At 51.8% G+C, this 1,069-nt stretch carries 1 protein-coding gene; it reads left to right on the forward strand.

Features of this window, described 5'->3' with window-relative positions; all coding sequences use genetic code 11:
* Positions 1-1,069, forward strand: a 1,069-nt coding sequence (locus MM213_RS20680; protein ID WP_241414780.1) for a CLIPPER-2 domain-containing protein, incomplete at both ends; no start/stop codon positions are given.

A 1,069-nucleotide genomic window follows, 5' to 3' on the forward strand; every position in this document is an offset into this window, starting at 1 on the left:
GCCTACAGATCCTGCGACAGATGAAGAGGAAGTAGACGGTCCTGTCTTGAACCCGTCGCTATCGGTAGAAAAGACGTTGAGTTCAATCAACGGCGACGCTGCCCTGACCCAGTTCAGTGCTGTTGACGATGTGATAGCGTACACGATAGTAGTGAGCAACAATGGTAATGTTACCCTGACCAATATTGAGGTAGAAGATCCATTGACAGGCCTGAGCGAGACGATAGCAGTATTGRCTCCTGGTGACAGTGAGACCTTTACGACGACCTATACAGTAACACAGGCAGATATCGATGGCGGCAGCGTATTGAATGTAGCGAGCGCGACGGGCACAGATCCTGACGGCGATCCTACGGATCCTACGACTGATGAAGAGGAAGTAGACGGTCCTGGCTCAAACCCATCGCTAGTGGTAGTGAAGACAGCCACGTCGGTTAACGGCGATGCGGGGGCGACAAGCTTCAGTGAGGTAGGCGATGTGATCGCGTACAGTATAGAAGTGAGCAACGATGGTAATGTTACCCTGACCAATATAGAGGTAGAAGATCCATTGACAGGTCTGAGCGAGACGATAGCAGAATTGGCTCCTGGTGACAGTGAGACCTTTACGACGAGCTATACAGTAACGCAGGCAGATATCGATGCAGGCAGCGTATTGAACGTAGCAAGTGCTACAGGTACAGATCCTGACGGCGATCCTACGGATCCTACGACTGATGAAGAGGAAGTAGACGGTCCTGTCTTGAACCCATCGCTATCGGTAGTTAAGACTGCCACGTCGGTTAACGGCGATGCGGGGGCGACAAGCTTCGGTGCTGTTGGCGATGTGATTGCTTACAGTATAGAGGTGGGCAACGATGGYAATGTTACCTTGACCAATGTTGCGGTTAACGATCCATTGACAGGCCTGAGCGAGACGATAGCAGTATTGGCTCCTGGTGACAGTGAGACCTTTACGACGASCTATACAGTAACACAGGCAGATATCGATGGCGGCAGCGTATTGAATGTAGCGAGCGCGACGGGCACAGATCCTGACGGCGATCCTACGGATCCTACGACTGATGAA

The sequence above is a fragment of the Belliella alkalica genome (assembly GCF_022549785.1).
Lineage (GTDB): Bacteria > Bacteroidota > Bacteroidia > Cytophagales > Cyclobacteriaceae > Belliella > Belliella alkalica.